The organism is Cognatishimia activa, from assembly GCF_026016445.1.
GTDB classification, from domain to species: domain Bacteria; phylum Pseudomonadota; class Alphaproteobacteria; order Rhodobacterales; family Rhodobacteraceae; genus Cognatishimia; species Cognatishimia activa_B.
Window position 1 is genome coordinate 1,133,689 of record NZ_CP096147.1, and the last position, 22,148, is coordinate 1,155,836.

The 22,148-nt window shown below is 53.8% G+C and carries 17 protein-coding genes and 1 tRNA gene; 9 read left to right on the forward strand and 9 right to left on the reverse strand.

The window, feature by feature from the left end:
- Positions 1–71 precede the first annotated feature (71 nt).
- The 4 genes from M0D42_RS05520 (at position 72) to ilvN (ending at position 4,762) form a co-directional block, all read left to right on the forward strand.
- The gene (locus tag M0D42_RS05520) at positions 72–1,499 is read left to right on the forward strand and encodes a cache domain-containing protein (RefSeq protein WP_265020596.1); all 1,428 of its coding nucleotides are present in this window, start codon (positions 72–74) and stop codon (positions 1,497–1,499) included.
- Entirely contained in the window at positions 1,496–2,140 is a 645-nt protein-coding gene (locus M0D42_RS05525) for a response regulator transcription factor (protein WP_265020597.1), read from the forward strand. The genes M0D42_RS05520 and M0D42_RS05525 overlap by 4 nt, the downstream gene beginning before the upstream one ends.
- A 292-nt stretch (positions 2,141–2,432) precedes the next feature.
- The gene (locus M0D42_RS05530; RefSeq protein WP_265020598.1) at positions 2,433–4,187 is read left to right on the forward strand and encodes an acetolactate synthase 3 large subunit; all 1,755 of its coding nucleotides are present in this window, start codon (positions 2,433–2,435) and stop codon (positions 4,185–4,187) included.
- 11 nt (positions 4,188–4,198) lie between these two features.
- Positions 4,199–4,762 (forward strand): acetolactate synthase small subunit, encoded by a 564-nt coding sequence (gene ilvN / locus M0D42_RS05535; protein WP_265020599.1) that lies wholly within the window; start codon positions 4,199–4,201, stop codon positions 4,760–4,762.
- Positions 4,763–4,808: 46 nt separating this feature from the next.
- Here the strand turns inward: ilvN and M0D42_RS05540 are convergent, their stop codons facing one another.
- The 4 genes from M0D42_RS05540 to M0D42_RS05555 all read right to left on the reverse strand — a co-directional run bounded on the left by M0D42_RS05540 (position 4,809) and on the right by M0D42_RS05555 (position 10,834).
- Positions 4,809–5,606 carry a DUF2189 domain-containing protein gene (locus tag M0D42_RS05540; protein WP_265020600.1) on the reverse strand — a complete coding sequence of 266 codons (798 nt, stop codon included), beginning with the start codon at positions 5,604–5,606 and terminating at the stop codon, positions 4,809–4,811.
- Positions 5,607–5,734: 128 nt separating this feature from the next.
- On the reverse strand, positions 5,735–6,859 hold the full coding sequence (prfB, locus tag M0D42_RS05545) for a peptide chain release factor 2 (protein WP_265020601.1): 1,125 nt from the start codon (positions 6,857–6,859) through the stop codon (positions 5,735–5,737).
- A gap of 98 nt (positions 6,860–6,957) precedes the next feature.
- Positions 6,958–9,507: a penicillin-binding protein 1A gene (locus tag M0D42_RS05550; RefSeq protein ID WP_265020602.1), complete on the reverse strand. Its 2,550-nt coding sequence runs from the start codon at positions 9,505–9,507 to the stop codon at positions 6,958–6,960.
- Positions 9,508–9,604: 97 nt separating this feature from the next.
- Positions 9,605–10,834, reverse strand: coding sequence for an N-acetylmuramoyl-L-alanine amidase (locus M0D42_RS05555; RefSeq protein WP_265020603.1), 1,230 nt, complete (start codon positions 10,832–10,834; stop codon positions 9,605–9,607).
- A 164-nt stretch (positions 10,835–10,998) separates the two neighbouring features.
- Here M0D42_RS05555 and M0D42_RS05560 point away from each other — a divergent pair, with 164 nt between their 5' ends.
- Both M0D42_RS05560 and M0D42_RS05565 read left to right on the forward strand, forming a co-directional pair.
- Positions 10,999–12,363: a M48 family metalloprotease gene (locus M0D42_RS05560; protein WP_265020604.1), complete on the forward strand. Its 1,365-nt coding sequence runs from the start codon at positions 10,999–11,001 to the stop codon at positions 12,361–12,363.
- 13 nt (positions 12,364–12,376) lie between these two features.
- Positions 12,377–13,117 (forward strand): DsbA family protein, encoded by a 741-nt coding sequence (locus M0D42_RS05565; protein ID WP_265020605.1) that lies wholly within the window; start codon positions 12,377–12,379, stop codon positions 13,115–13,117.
- Positions 13,118–13,184: 67 nt separating this feature from the next.
- Here M0D42_RS05565 and M0D42_RS05570 read toward each other — a convergent pair whose 3' ends face one another.
- Positions 13,185–14,363 carry a helix-turn-helix domain-containing protein gene (locus M0D42_RS05570; RefSeq protein WP_265020606.1) on the reverse strand — a complete coding sequence of 393 codons (1,179 nt, stop codon included), beginning with the start codon at positions 14,361–14,363 and terminating at the stop codon, positions 13,185–13,187.
- A gap of 110 nt (positions 14,364–14,473) precedes the next feature.
- Positions 14,474–15,697, reverse strand: a complete 1,224-nt coding sequence (gene hemA / locus M0D42_RS05575) for a 5-aminolevulinate synthase (protein ID WP_265020607.1) — start codon at positions 15,695–15,697, stop codon at positions 14,474–14,476.
- A gap of 226 nt (positions 15,698–15,923) precedes the next feature.
- On the opposite strand from hemA, the gene M0D42_RS05580 reads away from it, so the two are divergent.
- The 3 genes from M0D42_RS05580 to M0D42_RS05590 all read left to right on the forward strand — a co-directional run bounded on the left by M0D42_RS05580 (position 15,924) and on the right by M0D42_RS05590 (position 18,005).
- Positions 15,924–17,300, forward strand: a complete 1,377-nt coding sequence (locus tag M0D42_RS05580) for a M20/M25/M40 family metallo-hydrolase (RefSeq protein WP_265020608.1) — start codon at positions 15,924–15,926, stop codon at positions 17,298–17,300.
- Positions 17,301–17,451: 151 nt separating this feature from the next.
- Positions 17,452–17,541: transfer RNA gene (locus M0D42_RS05585), tRNA-Ser, on the forward strand.
- Between the two features lie 80 nt (positions 17,542–17,621).
- Entirely contained in the window at positions 17,622–18,005 is a 384-nt protein-coding gene (locus M0D42_RS05590; RefSeq protein ID WP_265020609.1) for a VOC family protein, read from the forward strand.
- A 23-nt stretch (positions 18,006–18,028) separates the two neighbouring features.
- Here the strand turns inward: M0D42_RS05590 and M0D42_RS05595 are convergent, their stop codons facing one another.
- The 3 genes from M0D42_RS05595 to M0D42_RS05605 are packed head-to-tail and all read right to left on the reverse strand — an operon-like array spanning position 18,029 to position 22,112.
- On the reverse strand, positions 18,029–18,748 hold the full coding sequence (locus M0D42_RS05595; protein ID WP_265020610.1) for an alanyl-tRNA editing protein: 720 nt from the start codon (positions 18,746–18,748) through the stop codon (positions 18,029–18,031).
- On the reverse strand, positions 18,745–21,069 hold the full coding sequence (locus M0D42_RS05600) for a DUF3772 domain-containing protein (protein ID WP_265020611.1): 2,325 nt from the start codon (positions 21,067–21,069) through the stop codon (positions 18,745–18,747). The genes M0D42_RS05595 and M0D42_RS05600 overlap by 4 nt, the downstream gene beginning before the upstream one ends.
- Before the next feature lie 8 nt (positions 21,070–21,077).
- A complete protein-coding gene (locus M0D42_RS05605) occupies positions 21,078–22,112 on the reverse strand; it encodes a cysteine synthase A (RefSeq protein ID WP_265020612.1) in 1,035 nt (344 codons plus the stop codon).
- Positions 22,113–22,148: the final 36 nt, after the last annotated feature.

Consider the following 22,148-nt stretch of genomic DNA (forward strand, 5'->3'; position numbering starts at 1 on the left):
TGCCAAGTCGCGTCGCTAACAGTCAAAAAGGCGCTATGATTTGAGGCAAAGAGGCCCTATTCGAATCGATTATGGGAGCATTTTTGAAAAACTTGCGGCTGTCTTACGGGCAAAAACTGTTTTTGCTTGCCACTTTGCCATTGATCTTGGCAGTGGCCGCGATCTCAATCTTGGTGGCCAATCAATCCCGACAAATGGCGGAACGTGAGATCAAAGAGCTCGAAGTCCAGTTGATTGAAGCAAAGAAAGACGAGCTGAAGAACTATCTGGCGCTCGCTCGTAACGCCTTCATCAATATCTACGGACGCGCCGGACCCGATGACGAAGAGGCTCAACTGCTTGTCAGCCAGATCCTCGCATCAATGGTTTACGGCAATGAAGGGTACTTCTTTGTCTATGATTACGAAGGCAATAATCTCGTCAGCCCGCGCCAGACCTTTCTGATCAATCGGAATTGGAGTGGTATGAATGACCGTGAAGGCGTGCCTATCACGGATGAGCTCATTCGCATCGCGCGCTCTGGCGGTGGCTATCACACCTATGATTGGCCAAAACCCAGTACAAATCAGCCCGCTCGCATGATTGCTTATGTCAATGGCTTGCAGGATTGGCAGTGGGTCATCGGCACCGGTGTCTTCATTGATGATATTCTGGTTTCTGTTGCCGCCGCCCGTGCGCAGGTTGAAGCCCGTGTTCAACGCACCTTCCTTTATATCGGCGCGATCACCCTCGCGGCTGTGCTGCTGGTATTTGTCACAGGACTGATAATTAACATTCGTGAACGCCGCCTAGCAGATGCAAAGCTGAAGAAGCTGACCCAGCGAGTCTTTGATGCCCAAGAAGAAGAGCGCGGGCGCGTTGCCCGGGAACTTCATGATGGGATTTCTCAGATACTGGTCGGTGTGCGTTATGCGCTGGATTCTGCGCGTCGACGCGTAAAAGTCGGCGACAATCGCGCAGAAGATACACTGGAACGCGGTATGGATCACCTCAATACAGCGATTCACGAAGTTCGACGTATTTCTCGTGACCTGCGCCCCGGTGTCTTGGATGACCTGGGCTTGGGCCCTGCCCTGCGTGCTTTGACAGAAGAATTCAGCGAACGCACGGGGATTGAAACCGAATTCCAGACCGTTGTGTTCCGAAACAGGCTCAACCCAGATGCAAAGTTTTCGCTCTATCGCATTGCTCAAGAAGCTTTAACTAATATTGAGCGTCACGCAGCAGCCACAAAGATTTCGATTGATCTCAGAGGCCATAAACGCGGCGCCACCATGCGCATCAGCGATAATGGCAAAGGCTTCCCGCAGCCGCGCAAACGCGGCGAGAGCGTTGGCGGCCTGGGCTTAAGAAATATGCAAGAACGCGTAGAGCAGCTGAATGGTACGCTCCGTGTCTTTTCCAGTAAAAGTGGCACAGTGGTGGTCGCTGAGGTTCCCCTCAGCCACATCCTGCCCCCAGAACAAGACGGCGATACGAAGATGGAGGCCAAAGCATGACCGATAAGATTTCTGTGGTGATCGTAGACGATCACCCTATGGTCGCGGAAGGCATTCAATCGATTTTGGAAAGCTACGATGACTTGGATGTGCGCGCGACATTGACCAATGGCGCTGAAGCTGTGGCCTATCTGAAATCCAATACCATCGACGTGGTGCTGATGGATCTGAACATGCCTGGGATCGGCGGTTTAACTGCCACTGAGATGGTGCTGGAAAGCAAGCCCGACATGCGCATTCTAATTCTGTCGATGCATGACAGTCCGGAATATATCTCAACCGCACTGAGCCATGGCGCGCGTGGCTATGTCCTCAAGGATGTGCCCACTGAAGAGATCAAAACCGCCATCGATACCGTGATGCGCGGAGAGCGTTATCTCTGCACAGGAGCAAAAGGATCATTGGAACCTGTTGAGGACGGCGACCGCGAAACCCTGACCAGTCGAGAGCAGACTGTCCTGCTGCAGCTTGCCCAGGGTAAATCCAACAAAGAAGTCGCCATAGAACTGAACATTTCGGTGCGTACAGTCGAGACCCATCGTAAAAATATCAAACGCAAACTGGGCATTAGTTCCACTGCCGGACTGACTCGTTATGCGATCGAACACGGCGTTTTGCAGCAAACTGGGGTGCAAACCTAAAAATTTGCCGGTGCTATTTACGAAAAAATCACGTCACACCCCCAGATGCGCAACTTTCGAAAAGATTTTTTATTGTCTTAGGTCATAAAATTCTACTTTTGCCTGTTGACGCCCCCATTCTGGCCTCATAATGTCCCCCGCAACGCAAGAAGGACCTGACGCATGTTAGAGCTAGTCGTCATCGTAGAATTTAGGCGCATGGGCCGGTAACGGTAATCCAGAATGAACCCCATGCGCCCTCGAAATTCTCGGGGGCTTTTTTGTAGGCATAACGTTGCAAGTGGAGAAAAAGATGACACGCAACATGACCGGCGCGAAAATGGTAGTCCAGGCTCTGAAGGATCAGGGTGTGGACACAGTCTTTGGCTATCCCGGCGGTGCGGTGCTACCGATTTACGACGAGATTTTTCAGCAAAATGACATTCGCCACATTCTGGTGCGTCACGAGCAAGGCGCGGTACACGCAGCCGAGGGTTATGCGCGTTCCACTGGTAAGGTCGGCGTTGCGCTGGTGACATCCGGTCCAGGCGCAACCAATGCGGTGACCGGTCTGACCGATGCTTTGCTCGACTCAATCCCAATTGTTGTCATCTCAGGTCAGGTTCCAACCTTCATGATCGGCTCTGACGCTTTCCAGGAAGCGGACACTGTTGGCATCACGCGCCCATGCACAAAGCACAACTGGCTCGCGAAGGATACAGAGACGCTTGCTGAAACTCTGCATCAGGCTTTCCATGTTGCGCGTTCTGGCCGTCCGGGTCCGGTTCTGATCGACATTCCGAAGGACACCCAATTCGCCAGCGCTGAGTACACCGAAGCCCGCGCGGCAAAGGTTGATCACTATCAGCCACAGCTCAAGGGTGACATCACCGAGATCACAGAACTCGTTGAATTGATGGAGAAAGCTGAACGCCCAGTTTTCTACACTGGCGGCGGCGTTATCAATTCCGGCGATGCGGCAAGCCAATTGCTGCGTGAGCTTGTCGACACCACAAACTTCCCGATCACATCCACATTGATGGGTCTGGGCTGTTATCCTGCATCTGGCAAAAACTGGCTGGGCATGCTTGGCATGCATGGTCTTTACGAAGCCAATATGGCGATGCATGACTGTGATCTGATGATCAATGTTGGCGCGCGCTTTGATGACCGGATCACCGGTCTGATTTCCGCCTTCTCGCCGAACTCCAAGAAAGCGCATATCGATATCGATCCAAGCTCGATCAACAAGGTGATCCGCGTGGATGTCCCGATTGTTGGTGACGTGGCGCATGTTCTGGAGGACCTGTTGAAAGTCTGGAAGGCCCGCGGCCGCAAGACCAACAAAGAAGCGGTGCAAAAGTGGCACGCGCAGATTGCAGAGTGGAAAGCGGTACGTTGTTTGGACTTTAAACAGGAAGGCAGCACCATCAAGCCGCAATACGCCCTGTCCCGTCTTGAGGCCCTGACCAAAGACATGGACCGCTATGTCACCACTGAGGTTGGCCAGCACCAGATGTGGGCTGCTCAATATCTTGGTTTCGAAGATCCAAACCGCTGGATGACCTCCGGTGGTCTGGGCACCATGGGCTATGGTTTCCCAGCCTCCATCGGCGTTCAGATGGCGCATCCAGACAGTCTCGTGATCAACGTGGCCGGCGAAGCGTCCTGGTTGATGAACATGCAGGAAATGGGCACCGCGGTTCAGTTCCGCCTGCCAGTCAAACAGTTCATTCTAAACAACGAACGTCTGGGCATGGTGCGCCAGTGGCAGGAGCTGCTGCATGGCGAACGCTATAGCCACTCCTGGTCCGAAGCCCTGCCCGACTTTGTGAAACTGGCCGAAGCCTTTGGCGCCAAAGGAATTATCTGTTCCGATCCTAAAGATCTGGATGATGCGATCATGGAAATGGTCAATCACGACGGACCAGTGATTTTCGATTGTCTGGTAGAGAAACATGAAAACTGCTTCCCGATGATCCCGTCAGGTAAGCCACACAACGAAATGCTTCTGGGCGAAGCCTCCACCCAAGGCGCCATCGAAGCTGGCGGCGCGGTACTGGTGTAAGGAGAAAGATCATGGCTGCTTTGAAAATTAAAAAAGGCTCCACGAGTCATTCCGCCTACAACCTGCGCCCGGATTTCTCCAATGTGGAAGAAACCCACACGCTGGCAGTGGTTGTTGATAACGAACCGGGTGTTTTGGCGCGCGTTGTTGGCCTCTTCTCTGGCCGCGGCTACAATATCGAAAGCCTGACAGTGGCTGAGGTGGATCACACTGGCCACCAGTCTCGTATCACCATCGTGACCACCGGGACACCGCAAGTGATCGAGCAGATCAAAGCTCAGCTTGGTCGTATCGTTCCGGTCCATGAAGTTCATGACCTGACCGTTGAAGGCCCATCTGTTGAGCGTGAACTTGGGCTCTTTAAGGTGGCTGGCGAAGGCGAGAAACGCGTTGAAGCCATGCGTCTTGCTGACATCTTCCGCGCCAATGTGGTGGATTCTACACTGAACAGCTTTGTGTTTGAAATCACCGGAACGCCGGAAAAAATCGACGCATTCGCCGAATTGATGCGTCCACTCGGCCTGCAGGAAGTGGCCCGTACAGGTGTTGCAGCCCTGTCTCGTGGTGCACTTTAAGAGTTTGAATATATCGTTGTATTGAGGGGGGCTTATGCCCCCTTTTTCATGTCTTGATTAAAGCATACAAATGCCAGCTCGCATGGCCTAAAACGGGCAGCACGACGAAGAGCCCCAGAAACCCCGGCAACATCGCCAGGAACAGTAATACCGAAATTACGAGGCCCCAGGCCACCATAGGAATGAAGTTCGAAGCGACGGTTTGAAAACTCGTGATCATAGCGGTGACAAAGTCGACTTCACGATCCAATAACAATGGGATCGAGATCACAACCAACATGTAGAGCAGCAGAGCAAATGCTCCGCCTACCGCTGAACCAAACGCTAGCATCATCAACCCGTTCGCAGTGAAGTAGACCTCTAGACTGGTTGAGACATTGGTCATCGTCGAAAGCCCCAGAAAGAGCGCGAAGATCATATGTGCCAGAAAGAACCAAAACAGAAAAACAATGATAATGACGGCACAGAGCGAGGGCAGTTGCCGCCGCCCCTGATCGAGCACCACGCCAAAGATGCGCCGCGGAGACGGCAATCGACCCAATTGCCTCTGATGTGAGGCCTCATAAAGTCCTGTGGCCGCAAATGGTCCCAGCAATGGAAAGCCAATCGCAGCAAAGACCAGCCAATAGGTCTGCCCGGTCGCAAGCGTGATCCAGGTGATCAGCCAGCCCCCCACAAAATACACCGCGGCGAAAATCAGCCCGTAAATTGGCAGTGCGCGAAAGTCATGCAACCCAAGTCTAAGCGCTTCTTTTAAGGTGGAAAATTCCACGGCGCCCAACTCGGGCACCCCCATCGGTTTACCACCCTCTGAAATGGACGGCGTCCCAGGTGCCTCGTTCATACAACTCCTCCAGTGTATGTTCGCGCACCACCATCAAACGAAAAAGCGCCCCGCATTGCAAGCGAAGCGCCACTCTTGTTTTCTTTTTGGCCAAAATACCTCGGGGGTTTGGGGGCTGCGCCCCAGCTTCACTCGCCTTGCGCGTCAGCCCGGCTTTTGCCCGCCACATCCATGGCCAAAGTCGCCGCCATAAAGCCATCAAGATCGCCATCCAGCACGCCTTTGGTGTCCGAGGTCTCATGGTTCGTGCGCAGGTCTTTCACCATTTGGTAGGGTTGCAGAACGTATGACCGGATCTGGTTGCCCCAGCCGGCATCACCTTTGCTCTCATGCGCCTCGTTGATGGCTGCATTCCGGCGATCCAACTCCTGTTGATAAAGGCGAGATTTCAAAGCCTTCATCGCAATATCGCGGTTCTGGTGCTGCGACTTCTCAGAAGAAGTCACCACAATACCCGTTGGAATGTGCGTGATCCGAACAGCCGAGTCCGTGGTGTTCACGTGCTGACCACCAGCCCCTGAAGAGCGATAGGTATCGATGCGAATTTCAGACGGGTTCACCTCGATCTCGATATTGTCGTCAACCACCGGGTACACCCAAACAGAGCTGAACGACGTATGACGCTTTGCGGCGCTGTCATAAGGTGAGATGCGCACAAGACGGTGCACGCCGCTTTCGGACTTGAGCCAGCCATATGCGTTGTGCCCTGAAATCTTATAGGCCGCAGACTTGATACCCGCTTCTTCGCCCGCGGTTTGCGATTGCAATTCAACGGTATAGCCGCGCTTTTCTGCCCAACGCACATACATCCGCGCTAGCATAGAGGCCCAGTCGCAGCTCTCCGTACCGCCCGCGCCAGAGTTGATTTCCAGGAAAGTGTCGTTGCTATCTGCTTCGCCATCTAGCAGCGCTTCAAGCTCTTTCTCTGCAGCGGTTTCCTTCAGTGCAAAGATCGCCTGTTCTGCGTCTTTTACGACCTCTTCATCTTCTTCCATCTCACCGAGTTCGATCATCTCGATGTTGTCAGAAAGTTCGGTCGCCAGAGCTTTGACGCCATCGATGGCATCCACCAGCAACTGACGCTCGCGCATCAGTTTTTGCGCGGCTTCCGCATCATCCCAGAGGTTAGGGTCTTCCACACGCGCATTGAATTCTTCCAGACGGAATTCAGCGGTTTCCCAGTTCAGACGTTGCTTCAAGAGGTCAATGGACTTCTCGATCTCTGTCACTGTGTTTTGAACTTCTGCGCGCATCTGAGGCCCCGTTATTCGTTATGAATTAGGGTGATAAACCACAGCGAAAGGACGGGCAAGGTCACCCGGCCCTGCCCTTTGCAAATAAAGCTGCCGTGTCAGTAAAGCCCGCCGGAACTCAATGTGCCGAAGGAAGCGTCAGGCCCCACTATCGTGGTCTCACCGGTGGATGTGGTCACGGTTTGACCAGAAGAAGCCACATCATCAAAGAGCGGCAAGTTCGACCCCATGGCGAAACCACCATCAAATGCCACGCCAAAGATCGGCTCTTCGCCCAGACGGAAGTATTCCGCCACAACGCTTTCACCACTTGCTTCATTTGAAAGCCGCGCGCCTGTGAAGCGGTCGATCTTGATAAACTGCCCGCCCGGTGGTACGCGGAACTTACCCGCGCCGTATTTTTCAATCGCTTCGCTCATAAACTCCTGGAACACCGGACCACAGGTATTGCCGCCAAAGGTGCCACGGCCTAATGGACGCGGCTGGTCATGGCCAATGTAACAGCCAGCCACCATTGTGTTGGTGAAACCTACAAACCAAACGTCTCGCGCTTCGTTGGTTGTGCCGGTCTTGCCAGCAACTGGCACTGGCAGGTTGATCGCGCTTGCCGCCGTTCCGCGATCAACAACGCCACGCATCATAGAAGTCAGCTGATAGGCGGTGATCGCGTCCATGACGCGTTCGCGGTTGGTTGAGATTTTCGGGGCACGATCTACTGCAATGCGTGGATCAAGACACTCCTCACAGTCCCGCTGATCATGGCGGTAGATGGTCTTGCCATATCGGTCCTGCACGCGGTCAACCAGTGTTGGCTCTACGCGTTCACCACCGTTCGCGAACATCGCATAGGCCGATACCATGTTGAAAAGCGTGGTTTCTTCCGAACCAAGTGAGTTCGCAAGATAAAGTCCCATATCGTCATAAACACCGAAGCGACGCGCGTAGTCGCCGACAACATCCATGCCAACCTCTTGCGCCAGACGGATTGTCATCAAGTTCCGAGATTGCTCGATCCCGGTGCGTAAAGGCGTTGGACCGTAGAACTTGTTGGATGAGTTGCGCGGACGCCAGAGGCCCTGCGGTGTGTTGATCTCAATCGGGGCATCAATAACGATTGTCGCTGGGGAATACCCACTGTCCAATGCCGAAGCATAGACAAACGGTTTAAAACTAGAGCCCGGCTGACGACGGGCTTGGGTTGCGCGGTTGAAAACTGAGTCCTGATAGGAGAAGCCGCCCTGCATGGCAATCACGCGACCGTTGTTCACGTCCATCGCCATAAAGCCGCCCTGCACTTCTGGTACCTGACGTAATGTCCAGCGCACGAAGCTGCCATCACTGTCTTTGGTCATCGCGCGAACCAGCACCACATCGCCAGTCTCCAGCAAATCGCCTGCAACCTTGGCTTTTCGCCCTAATTCGCCATCATCGTTAAGCAGTTTACGTGCCCAAGTGACGTCTTTGGCTGTTATGAAGTGGCCATCTTCATCGTCTTCGACATTCTCGATGCCAATCCGGGCGTCATTATTGCCTACGCTCAAGACAACAGCTGGATACCATTGACCGTCGGCCTGCACATCGCGAGGCACTTCGACCTTTGCGAGCTCTGCACGCCACGTCGCTTCATCCGCCAGAACCTCTACTGGAAGTGTCTTTCCGGTCCCACGCCAAACGCCTTGCGCGCGGTCGTATTTTTCAAGCGCGTGCTGAAGAGCGACTGCAGCAACTTCTTGAAGTTCTGGATCAAATGTCGCCCGTACGGCCATGCCACCTGTGAAGAATTCCTCTTCACCAAAATCGCGGCTTAGCTGGCGGCGGATCTCGTCTGTGAAGTAATCCCTTGGAGGCAAAGCAGATTTGAAGCTTTCATAATCCCCTGCCTGAACTGAAAGCAAAGGTTTAGCAATCGCGGTTTCATAAGCTTCTTCAGGTAGATATCCGTTTTCCTTCATTTCTTTCAAAACGAAGTTACGCCGATCGATCGCCGCCTCTTTATGGCGAACCGGATGCAGGTTCGACGGCTTCTTTGGCAGGGTCGCGAGGTAAGCTGCCTCTTCAGGGGCAAGCTCTGACAGCGTTTTGTTGAAATAAGTTTGCGCAGCCGCGGCCACTCCGTAGGAGTTCTGACCAAGGAAGATTTCGTTCAGATAAAGTTCCAGGATTTTGTCTTTATCCAGAACACCTTCAACGCGGTTTGATAGGATCAACTCTTTGATCTTGCGCTCAGCAGAGCGATCTCCCGACAGAAGGAAGTTCTTCATCACCTGCTGGGTGATCGTTGATGCGCCCCGCAGACGGCCACCGCGTGCGGCCTCTACCGCTGCAGCCAGCATGCCGCGCGGATCATAGCCCTTGTGTTGATAAAAGTTCTTATCTTCCGCAGAAATAAAGGCCTGTTTCACCAGATCCGGGATTTCCTCTGCTGGAACAAACAGACGGCGCTCACGCGCGAATTCATCGATAATCTTGCCTTCACCCGAATATATCCGGCTGATCGTCGGCGGGCTGTACTTCGCCAAAGCTTCCGTGCTCGGCAAATCCTGGCCATAGACGTAAAAGACTGCGCCAATTGAGATCGCAACAACAGCCGCGCCCATAGTTATGAGCGTGAAAATGCTACCAAAAAAGGACAAGATAAAGCGTATCACCGGAGCCCCCGCGTCGTGTACATGACTCTATACTGCGTCGCATCAGAACGGTCAAAACACTAGGTGGTGAAATGCGGGCGAAATTTCGCCTTTTGCCTCACTGGCGCACCAAATTCCGCGCCGCCTTGTCGGCAATGACCCAAGCCTGAAGCCCATCGCGAATGCCCTCTGCGGCACGGGCACGCCATTCCGCATCTGTCAGGTTTTCCAGATCGCGCGCTGAAGACATAAAACCCACCTCGATCAACACCGATGGAATATCTGCAGCCTTCAACACCGAAAACCCTGCCTGCCGGTATGGTTTTCGGTTGAGTTCACCAATTGTGCCCTGAAGCCCAAGCACCATGGCCTTGGCGAGGCGTTCTGAACGTGGCTCTGTTTCCCGCCGTACGAGATCAAGGAGCACGTTTGCAATCAAGTCATCAGTGCCTGTCAGATCGATTCCAGCCAAAACATCAGAGCGATCATGACGTTCCGCCAAATATTGCGAGGCAGCATCGCTGGCTTTTTCTGACAGCGTATAGACCGTCGCCCCATGGGCCTGCCCTTGCTGCACGGTATCTGCATGTAAAGACACAAAAATATCTGCGCTGACTTCATGAGCAATGGCCACCCGACGCTCTAGCGAAACAAAGACGTCTTCGTTTCGTGTTAGCACCACCTCAAAGCCACCTGCCCGTCGTAGAGTGTCACGCAATTCGCGGGCAAAGGTTAGCATCAGTGCTTTTTCTTGCACTCCTCCACGTTCAGCTCCTGGATCAACACCACCGTGGCCTGGATCGAGCACAACGACGGTTGCTGCCCAATCTGATTTTTCTGGGCGCTCCACGTCTTCAACAACGGGTTTCGGCAAATCCCAACGCGGATCATATGGCGCGCCAGAACGTGAGGCGAAACTTTCCGCATCCGTAGCGAACATTTTCACCCTTAATTGTGCTTCGCTCGTGGACGGGTCGATTTTCATCTCGGCGGTTTCCACCAGCATCGGGGATGCGAGGTCAGCAACTAAGCGACTCCAGCCCGGACGGAAACCGCCCACGCGTACTTCAGAGATATTATCGCCTTTCAAGAGATCGCTTCCGGTAACCCCTGTCCAATCCACCTCACGGAAGTCGATCACCAACCGGCGAGGCGCATCCAACGTAAAGACACGCCAAGGCACGCCTTGAGATAAGGCAAGATCAATGCTTGCCCGCCGTTTACCCTGATCTACAATCTGGCTTTCAGAAACATCCAAACGCGCCAGACCACTAAAGTCTTGGGCAAAGACGCTTGTCCCAAGAATTGCCGCACCGGCGAAGGCCAGGATTTTCAGAAATCTGCTCATATCACATGCTCTTTGGCTGTTTCACAGCAGTGTACCCTGTTCCGATCCAGCGCGGAACCGAGATAATTGAGGTCATGCGCGAAGATGTGCCGCTGCCCTTCACAATTCGGGGAAGTCATCAACAAGCGGTTGAGTTTCAGAGGATTTTCCGTCCTAGTGTGCGCATGTTTTTACGTCGCCTTTGTCAGAGCGTATTTAACGCTCCATTCCCTACCTGGACGGCATTGGCCTTCGCTCTGTTGCTAATGATCTCTGCTTTGCCCGCAAAGGCAGTCTCTCTATTGAGAGATCCAGATATTGAGTATTCTTTACAGCAAGTTGCAAAGCCGATCTTAAACGTCGCAGGGCTTGGAAATTCCATCAAAATTCTTGTGGTGAATGACAGCTCTCTGAATGCATTTGTGCTTGATAACAAACACATATTCATCCACGCGGGTCTGCTGATGCGCATGGATAATGCTGACATGCTACGCGCTGTAATTGCTCATGAAGCGGCACATATCGCCAATGGGCACCTTGCGCGACGCCATCAGAATATCGGCAATGCGCGTACAGTTGCAGGACTTGGAGTTGCACTCTCGGCGCTTGCGGCCGCAGCCACTGGAAATAGCGAACTAGCAGCGGGTGTTGCCGCAGGTGTCACAAGCTCAGCGAGCCGTGTTTTCCTCTCGCATACGCGGGCAGAAGAAGCGTCAGCAGACAAATCAGCAATTCAGTACCTTGTGCGTTCAGGTACAGATACCCAAGGCATGGTACAGGTCTTTGATCTCTTTAGCGGACAGGAACTGCTAAGGCCGGAACGCCAAGACCCCTACACACGGACCCACCCACTGACACGCGATCGTCTGCGGAATGCGAAGGCGGCGGCCACAGCCTATGCAGGCAAAGCCAAAGACGATACCTCAGCCGATTATTGGTTCCATAGGGCCAAAGGTAAACTCACAGCCTTTATGCGCAGCCCCAAATGGACAAAGCGCACTCTGAAAGAAAGCCCCAGTGAAGACATTCGGCTGATGCGTGAGGCGGTGATGCATCATCGTCAGTCCAACTCTTCCAAGGCGATAGCAACGTTAAACCGCGCAATCGCCAAACGCCCCAATGACCCATATTTTTATGAGCTACGCGGGCAGTTTCAGATCGAAAGCCGTCAGGTTGGTGCTGCGGTGTCATCCTACAAAGCCTGCGTCGATCGTGCTCGGAACAATGCCCTTTGCCAGGGCGGATATGGCCGCGCCCTTCTGGCGGCAGGCCAAACCAAGTCCGCGCTGAGGGCACTTGAAAAGGCGCGCAACTTGGATTTCCGCGATGGACGCATTCTCAGAGACCTTGCTTCAGCCTATGCTAAAAATGGCAATGCTGGCATGGCCTCCGTGGCCTCCGCAGAAAGATACGCCTTGCAGGGGCGTTTGAAAGATGCAGGAATTCAAGCCAAACGGGCCGCGGGATTGCTGCCAGAAGGATCAAGCGGCTGGCGCCGCGCACAGGATATCATCTTAGCCGCAAAACGGGCTGAGAAGAAAAAGAGATGACAGGAGAAAGAGCATGAAAACCCCAATTCTGGCTGCGGCCTTCGCCGCCTTGGCCTTACCGGGACAGGCGATGGATATCGGCCAGATGAGCGATGAAGAACGCGCTATCTTCCGCGAAGAAGTCCGCGCCTACCTGTTGGATAATCCCGAAGTGATTATGGAGGCCGTCGCGGTTCTTGAAGAACGTCAGGCTGCGGGGCAGGCAGCGCAGGATATGACGCTTGTGCAAGTCAACGCCGATGACATCTTTAACGATGGCTACAGCTGGGTTGGTGGCAATCCCGAAGGTGATATCACCTTAGTGGAGTTCGTGGATTACCGCTGTGGTTACTGCCGTCGTGCGCATGACGAAGTGAAAGAGCTTGTGGAGAGCGATGGAAATATCCGCCTCATCGTGAAGGAATTCCCGATCTTGGGTGAAGCCTCGACGCAAAGCTCGCGTTTCGCCATTGCTGTAAAACAACTATCGGGCGCCGACGCCTATCACGCTGCCAATGATGCACTCATTCGTCTGCGTTCTGACGCCAATGCGCGTAGCCTGCGCAAGCTGGCGACCTCACTGGGATTGGACGCGGATGCGATCCTGGCGCATATGGACAGCGCTGACGTGACTAATGAAATCCAGAAGACACGAGAGCTGGCGCAGCGGTTGCAGATCACCGGCACACCGACATTTGTGATGCAAGATGATATGCTGCGCGGCTATCTTCCGCTTGAACAAATGCGTGAGCTTGTCGCCTCAAAGCGCGGATAACACAGCAGATTATACGACAAAAGCCGCCTCATGGGCGGCTTTTATATTTGATGAATTTGTGAGTATTTTATTGATCCGTCGCTACTGATTGCGCTGCCGCAACGGCGACAAAATCAGCCAAGGCCTGATCGTCAGAGAGATCGGCAACGGCGAAATTGTCTTGCACCGCGTCAATACCGATTGGCACATTGCGAACGACGCTAGAACCCGCACCTGCTGGTCCGCGAATTTCGCCATTGAGCTTGAAATAAATAGAACCAGACATGCCGGCCTGCAGAGTTGGTTCAAGTTCTGTCTTTGGTACCTTGAACTCTTCACCCGCATTCAGAGTCTTTTCAAACAAGATCGATCCGTTGGCAGAACGTACCCGCACCCAAGCTGGGCGCACTGCAAACATTACAACTTCAGGATCTGCCTCTTCCAAAACCTGTGGAACCACTGGTGCAGCTGGCGCTACGTATTCGGCAACCTCAACTGTTGAAGGCTCCGGTGTGAAAGTGCCAACGGACTGTGGATTTAGCGTCGAAATTGGCGCATCACGCGCAACGAGTACAGGCACATCCAAAGCTTGCGGACGGTACAGGCGATCAAGGCTTGTGTCAGGTGGTGTAAAGACACCGGCATCTGTTGTTTCCGTCGTAGATGTCGCCTCGTTCAAAGGGTCAAGATCAGAAAGAACGACTGGGGTTTGCTCAACAGGAGCGAGGCTTACGCGTTGAACTTCATTCAGAACGCTCCAGCCGCCGTAACCAATGCCTGCAATCAAGGCCAGAAGAACCAGAGAAGATCCGATCGCACGTGGCTCGATACGTGCCAGAATGGATTCTTGCGCTGGAATGAACGGTGCCGCAGGCGCAGCAAATGGATCACGGTCTACAGGTTTTGCGATCACCGTGGTATCAGCACGTTTCCCAGAGGCTTCTGACGACATCCCATGCGCCGTTTGGAAACCGCTTTCTGTGCAGAATTTCGAAAACGTCTCATCTGGGTCCATCCCCAGATAGCGCGCATAAGACCGCACATAGCCCGCAATGAAACCCGGCGTTTCAAAGGCCGATGGATCGGAATTTTCGATGGCAGCGATGTAGGAGGCTTTGATGCGCAGTTCCCGTTGAACGTCGAGGAGCGATTTACCCATCGTGGCCCTTTCGCCACGCATTTCGTCCCCTAGCCGGAAATCATAGTCGTCAAACCCTTTTGGCCCCTCTTCGACAGCCTCAGATTTGCGCCATTTGCGCCTGATCATACTCTAAGCCTCACTGTAAAACGGCCCGAGAATTTTCCCCGATTCGAACCGCCCCTACTCTATTGCGACTAGAATAACACAGAGCAAGTTAATTTGCACCTTTCAGGTATTTAACCCGCAAGCTCGGCACGATTCAGCGCACAGTGAGACCACAGTTCATCCATCGCGCGAACAAGTGCATCGATCTCTTTTGGACCATGAACTGGCGAAGGTGTGAAACGCAGGCGCTCTGTACCACGTGGCACTGTTGGGAAGTTGATCGGCTGTACGTAAATACCGTGATCTTCCAATAGCATATCGCTGAGTTTCTTAGTGTGAACTGGGTTGCCGACAATCACAGGAACAATGTGGGTTCCGTGATCGATGATCGGCAGACCTAGACCTTTCAGACGCATTTTCAGAATTTTAGCCTGCAGCTGATGCTGATCACGAATGGTCTGATCCTGTTTCAGATGCGCAATGGAAGCTGCAGCACCCGCCGCCACAACCGGTGGCAAAGACGTCGTAAAGATGAACCCCGGCGCGTAAGAGCGGATCGCGTCACACATCTTTTCGCTGGCAGCGATATAGCCGCCGTGAACGCCAAATGCCTTACCAAGTGTACCGTTGATGATGTCCAGACGATCGGTCAGACCATCACGCTCTGACACACCGCCGCCACGCGGGCCATACATGCCAACCGCATGTACCTCATCAAGGTAAGTCAGCGCACCGAATTCCTCTGCCAGATCGCAGATCTCGGCAATCGGACCAATATCACCATCCATGGAATAGACAGATTCAAAGGCAATCAGTTTTGGTGCGGTTGGATCATCCGCAGACAGCAACTCACGCAGATGGGCCACGTCGTTGTGACGGAAGACACGTTTGGCACCACCGTTGCGGCGAATGCCTTCAATCATCGACGCGTGGTTCAGCTCATCAGAATAGATGATCAGACCAGGAAAGAGCTTTGGCAGTGTCGACAGCGTTGCATCGTTTGCGATGTAAGCGCTGGTAAACAGAAGCGATGCTTCTTTCTGGTGCAGATCAGCAAGCTCGGCTTCCAGACGTTTGTGATAAACCGTGGTGCCAGAGATATTGCGTGTACCACCAGAGCCCGCGCCAGTTGCGTCCAGTGCCTCGTGCATCGCTTCCAGAACAACCGGGTGTTGACCCATGCCCAGATAGTCGTTGCCACACCAGACAGTGATCGGCTGCTGCGTACCATCTGGCTTATTCCAGACTGCATGCGGGAACTGACCCTTCTTACGTTCGATATCAATAAACGTACGGTAACGGCCTTCTTCGTGAAGGCTGTTCAATGCGGCATCGAGTTTGGCGGAATAGTCCATTCCGATCCTCCGGTTTGCTGGCGCGCAGCTTGCGACCCGTTGTCAACCGACAGATTCGTGCCAGTGACGAGGTTTGATTAGATGCTGGATATAATGCGCGATTTCCTTTGTGACCAGAATACATTTCACCTCTCGCGACACTTTGATCCATATCAAGGGTTCTGGACAGTGCGGATAAGGCTGATAGGTTTCCGAAAATCATCATGATCCTCCTGAAAGAAACGACATGACTCTGGAAAACGTACTGTCTCGTATCGACGCCGAGATGCCCGCCGCCACCGATCGCCTGCTTGATATTCTGCGAATCCAGTCGATCTCTACCGACCCGGCTTACAAGGCCGAATGTGAAAAGGCTGCGGACTGGCTGGTTGCTGATCTGAAATCCATCGGAATCGATGCAGAGAAACGCGCGACCCCTGGCCACCCGATGGTCGTTGGTCACGTCGAAGGCGATGGTCCGCATGTTCTGTTTTATGGCCACTACGATGTGCAGCCGGTTGATCCTTTGGAACTCTGGGATAATGACCCATTCGCCCCTGCCATTGAAGACACCGCAAACGGCCCGGTTATCCGTGGTCGCGGTTCCTCTGACGACAAAGGCCAGCTGATGACCTTTGTTGAAGCCTGCCGCGCCTGGAAAGCGGAACATGGCTCCCTGCCCTGCAAGATCACCTTCTTCTTTGAAGGCGAAGAGGAAAGCGGCTCACCATCATTGGTGCCTTTCATGAAAGACAATGCGGAAGAGCTGAAATCAGACATCGCTTTGATCTGTGACACCGGCCTCTTTCAATCCAAAACCCCAGCGATCATCACATCGCTTCGCGGATTGCTCGGCGAAGAGCTGACAATCAAAGCGGCCAATAAAGACCTTCACTCTGGCATGTTCGGTGGCGTCGCGATGAACCCAATCCGCGTTCTCACCAAAATCATCGCAGGTCTTCACGATGAGACGGGTCGCGTTACGGTTCCGGATTTCTACGACGGTGTTCCTGAGATGCCAGCGGATCTCGCGGCTCAATGGAAAGCGCTGAACTTTGACCACAAAGCCTTCTTGGGTGACGTCGATCTTTCCGAACCTGCGGGTGAAAAAGGTTTCACTCCGCTGGAAATGATCTGGTCTCGTCCAACCTGCGAAGTGAATGGCATCACCGGTGGTTATACAGGTGAGGGCTTCAAAACGGTTCTTCCAGCAGAGGCATCCGCCAAGATCAGCTTCCGCCTCGTCGGCGATCAGGATCCGCATACAATCCGCGAAAGCTTCCGCGCCTATGTTAAAAGCTGCCTGCCAGCAGATTGCACCGTGGAATACAAAGGCCACGGCAATTCCAAAGGCTCTGTCATGGCGACCGATCATCCGGCGTTTGAACAGGCCCGGTCAGCTCTCTCAGATGAATGGCCAGAGGCTGCTGCTTTCGCTGGCTGTGGTGGATCGATTCCAATCGCCGGTCACTTCAAAAACATTCTGGGCACGGACGCGATGCTCATTGGGTTTGCGAAGGACGATGATCAAATCCATTCACCAAACGAGAAATATGACGTCGAAAGCTTCCACAAAGGCATTCGCAGCTGGGCGCGCATCTTAGATGCCATGACCCGCGGCTAAATACCTGTGCGTCCAACCGATCTGGTTGGGCGCACATCCCTTTGATATTGCGGTTGAAATCTCGAAATTTGGCAAGATGAAAAATTCTTTTCAAGAATATGACATTTGCCCCTTGCACCTCCCCCGGCCTTTTGAGTAAACACCGCCTCACGGAGAGGTGGCCGAGTGGTCGAAGGCGCACGCCTGGAAAGTGTGTAGGCGGGAAACCGTCTCCAGGGTTCGAATCCCTGTCTCTCCGCCATTATCCCAAAAATCCACATCATGCCCTTCCGCTTGTGTTTTGCGCGCGCTCAGTTGACTCTGACGCAAAAGGAACTGTCCGTGATTGATCATTTTGGAATTAACGTCAGCGACTTCGAAAGATCGAAGGCGTTCTACGAACACTGTCTGAAACCCTTGGGTCATTCATTTGTATTTCGAGTACCCCTAGAGCAAACAGGCGGTGTCAAAGTTGGTGGTTTTGGCAAAGACCGCGCAGGGTTTTGGATCAATGAATGCAATGTAAAACCGCAGCCGCTGCACTTTGCGTTTTCAGCTGAAAACAGGGCGCAAGTTGATGCTTTTTATGAAGCGGCGTTGGTTGCAGGTGGCAGCGATAATGGCGGCCCCGGTCTCAGAACGCACTATCATGCGCATTATTATGGGGCTTTTGTATTAGACCCGGACGGCAACAACATCGAAGCCGTTTGCCATAAGGCGCCTTAAATACGGGAAACGAAAATCTGACGTCAATCGTTCAGGAAGATATTCACCCGTCTGTTCTGACGCCCTTTCTTCTCAATCTTGCCAATCCGTATCGAACCAATCTCACTTGTGCGTGCAACATGGGTGCCACCGCAGGGTTGGAGATCAATCTGATCGTCACCCTGCCCGATCCGAACCAATCTGACGCGACCTGCGCCACTGGGTGGGCGCACCGACATGGTTTTCACAAGACCTGGGTTGGCATCCAGTTCCGCATCAGTGATCCAATCCTCAGCCACTGTATAGTCCTGTGAGATCAGCTCATTGAGTTGGGACTGCAGCAGTTCTTTGTCTTCCGGCGCTTCGGGCATATCGAAATCCAACCGACCTTTCTCAGCGCTGATCGAGCCACCAGTGACCGGCAATGGGATGACCACCGACAGCAGGTGCAGAGCTGTGTGAACGCGCATATGGCGATGGCGGCGCTCCCAGTCGAGTTGTTGGATGACCTTAGCGCCAACCGGTGGCAAGGCGGCCGGTTCCGCAGGCACAAGCGCAATTTTGTCGCCATCTGCTTTGACGGCCGTGGCTATCGCTAAGGTTCCTGTATCCCAGATCAGGTTGCCGCTATCGCCAGGTTGACCGCCGCCTGTTGGATAGAAAATGCTGGCATCCAGAATGATGCCGCCTTCTGGCGTGTGGGCTTCGACATAGCCAGTGGTTTCTCGCAGATATGGGTCTTCGCGAAACAGCGGGTCGGTCATTCAACGCTCTCCTGATCCTTGTCTTTTGGCTTCTGGCCATGGCCCGGCAGAGCCTCCGGGTTGCGCAGCCAGATATCTGTCTGCGGGAATGGAATCTCGATGCCTTCCGCCATGAAACGTTCTGCGATGGCGAAGTTCAACTCTGACTTCACGCTCAGGACCCAGTTCACATCGCGTAAGATGGCACGAATTTCAAAATCTAAAGAACTCGCACCGAACCCTTGGAAAATAACACTGGGTTCCGGATGTTGGACCACCATTGGGTGATTGTTGGCGACCTCCAGCAGAATTTTCTCGACCTTGCGTGGATCGGTCCCATAAGCGACTCCAACGGGTACAATCACGCGACCAATCGTGTTGCCGCGCGTGTAGTTCGTCACAGTACCGCTGACGAGATCCGCGTTAGGCACAATCACATCGGTGCGGTCGAAAGTTTCGATGCGGGTGGAGCGCACCGAGATATTACGCACGTAGCCCATATTGCCGCCAACCTCGATCCAATCGCCTTCTGAGACTGGGCGCTCAATCAGCAGGATGATGCCACTGACGAAGTTAGAGACCACATTCTGCAAACCAAAACCGATGCCGACAGAGAGCGCACCAGCAACAAGCGCGATGGAGCTAAGATCAAGTCCTGTCGCGTTGATCGCTATAAGGGCCGCAAGGAAGATACCGACGTAACCAAGCCCAGAGACCACAGCATTCTGACCACCACGATCCATTTTCGTTTTGGGTAGAATAGAATTTTTCATCGCGCCCTGCAGCAGGCGCGTCAGTGTGAAGCCAGCAAAGAAAATCAACAGGAAGGTAAAGAAATCAGTTGGCGAATATTGCGTGTCGCCGATTTGAACACCCTGCGTGAGCCGAAGCCACACTTCTGCGAGATCAGAGCTGCGGGCGCCCCAGACCATGGCCAGAACCGGCATCGCCGCAACAACCAGAGCGACGCCTATGAGAACGGGAATGAGGCTGTCTTTGGCCCCTTCACCATCCCCCGTCGCCAGAGAGAAAACCGCCATCACCACACGTTGCAGAACAAGCACCACTGCCAGAACCTGCAGTGTAGTGATCGTTGGGATCATGAGTTTGAGGCTGCCATTAAAGTAGCCAATCGCGGACATGCTGATACCAAAGATGGCAATACCAAAGAGCACGCTCCCCATCAGGGCAATCAAGCGGTCTCCATAGTTGATATCGCCTCCTTCAGTCCGGTGCTGACGCAGCAGAACTGCAAGGCGCCAGAAAACTACGCCTGTGAGAACAAAAATTGGGAAATAGATCACTGCCTTGGAGGCATCTGACCAAGTATCATAGCGCGCGAGTTCGCTAAGCAGCACCTCAAAGCCTAGCAATGCTCCCAATATGCTCGCATAGAGTCGGCCAGCAATACGTTGTTCAAGCGGCAGGCGAATAAATGGATCGACCTGCATGGACTTCGGGAAGACTTGCGCGCCAAGCCAAATCGACCCCAAAAAGAGAAAACCCGCCCACATCAGGTTTGACAGGATCAACTCCCCGCGAAGCCCTGGCATACCGGTTGCATAGACCGCTGAGATAAGTGCCCAGAGGCCTGCCAAAGGCAGGATGATCTGGCCCAAAGAGACTGCCGATGCTGCAAGCCACCGACCGAGCGTGGCGGATTGAACCTGAATTGATTGCGCCAGACGCACAAACCAGCGGCGGCCTCGCGACAACAGCAGGAATGCCAGGGCCAGCAGGAAGATGACTTCTGGAGCGTTCTTTTTGAGTTCGGCGAATTGGATTGGGTTCTTCCAAGCCGAGTTGATCTCATTCCAGGTGCCGATAAGAGAGCCAAGCGCTTCTTCGGCGGCATCCGGCCAATAGACCGGGTTCAGTGGAATCGGACCACGCTGCAGAAGCGCATCCGACTGGCGTTCGCGCAGAATGTCATCCACGCCTCCGATCAATCCGTCCGCTTCGGTATAGGCAACCTCTGCGGTTTGAACCGGTGCACGTAGAACCGAAAGGCTAGCTGTTAAGGACTGTCGCTGAGTGGAAATTTCAGCTGGTTCACCGCCTTCGGGTTCTGGGCCTAGCGCATCAAGCTGTGCGCTGACTATTTCGATTGCATTGCTGTTGGTGCTGCGCGCCTCGTCAAAGGTATTGCGCCAGCTCACCAATTGACTGCGCAGGTCTTCAAGGGCGGTATCTGACGCCCTGCCCGCATCAACGGCTTCCGTGGCGCGTGTGGCAACGCTTTGCCATGCTGCATAATCAGGCGTTGTACTCTGTGCCCAAAGAAAAACCGTGCTGCTCAGAAACAGCACGGTCGTCACCAAAACGCGCAATGCGTTAAACATGATATCCCTCAAACGTCTTCAAACACGCCCGGAATGCTTTGCGGGCCTTCATTCAGCCAGCTGGGCACCGGTAGACCTTTTTCTTTTAGGAAGGTCGGGTTGAACAATTTGGACTGATAGCGTGTACCGTAGTCGCATAGGACGGTCACAATGGTGTGCCCTGGGCCCATTTCTTTGGCCATCTTGATCGCGCCTGCGACGTTGATGCCCGAAGAGCCGCCCAAACATAGACCTTCGTGTTGCAGTAAATCAAAAACCACTGGCAGGGCCTCATTATCTGAGACCTGATACAGCATATCCGGAGTGAAGCCTTCGAGGTTTGCCGTCACGCGCCCCTGCCCGATGCCTTCGGTGATTGAAGAACCTTCCGCATTCGGTGCGCCGTCGCGATAGATGGTGAACATGCCAGAACCCATGGGATCAGCCAGTGCCACTTTCACACCTTTTGGCTGAAGCGCTGCGCCAACGCCGGCCAGTGTGCCCCCTGATCCAATGGCACAAACGAAACCGTCCACCTTGCCGCCGGTCTGTTCCCAAATCTCAGGACCAGTGGTCTCTATATGGGCTTGGCGGTTGGCGACGTTGTCAAACTGGTTCGCCCAGATCACACCTTCGTTGGAATTGCGTGCCATTTCTTCGGCCAGTCGGCCAGAATAGCGGACATAGTTGTTTGGGTTCTTGTAGGGCGCCGCTGGCACCTGCACGAGCTCCGCCCCCGCGAGCCGGATCATGTCTTTCTTTTCCTGGCTCTGGGTTTCGGGGATCACGATCACGGTTTTGAACCCCATGGAGGCGCCAACCAGCGCAAGACCGATACCGGTGTTGCCTGCGGTGCCTTCCACAATTGTGCCACCCGGACGCAGGTCGCCGCGAGCGATCGCATCTTTGATGATATAAAGCGCGGCGCGGTCCTTAACAGACTGGCCAGGGTTCATGAACTCGGCTTTGCCCCAAATCTCACACCCTGTTTCTTCACTTGCCTTGTTCAGGCGGATCAATGGGGTGTTGCCAATGGCGTCGGCTAGATTCTGAGGGTTACGCATCGGTGCGCCTTTCGAGTCGATCTGAAACTACACTAG